Genomic DNA, 258 nt, shown 5'->3' on the forward strand with positions numbered 1-258 from the left:
ATCGACGCGAAGTTTGCGACCTCCGGCCAGGACTGCCTCGCCGCCAACCGCATCTTCGTGCATCGCTCGATCGCCGCCCGGTTTGAAGCGGCATTTGCAGAGCGCATCCGCGAACTGAAGGTCGGCGATGGCTTGTCCACCGGTGCCGAAATCGGCCCGCTGATGCACGAGCGGGCCATCGCCAAGGTCGAGGAGCAGGTCGAGGATGCGCTGAAGCGCGGCGCCAGGCTCGTCGCCGGCGGCAAGCGGCACAAGGCT

Annotated in this window: 1 protein-coding gene; it reads left to right on the forward strand. The window is 67.1% G+C overall.

Annotation, left to right across the window (positions count from 1 at the left end; translation table 11 throughout):
* Positions 1 to 258, forward strand: a 258-nt coding sequence (locus tag SCA31_RS24245) for an aldehyde dehydrogenase family protein (RefSeq protein ID WP_410699534.1), incomplete at both ends; no start/stop codon positions are given.

This window comes from Chryseobacterium sp. SIMBA_028, assembly GCF_046535285.1.
In the GTDB taxonomy this organism is placed as follows: Bacteria; Bacteroidota; Bacteroidia; order Flavobacteriales; family Weeksellaceae; genus Chryseobacterium.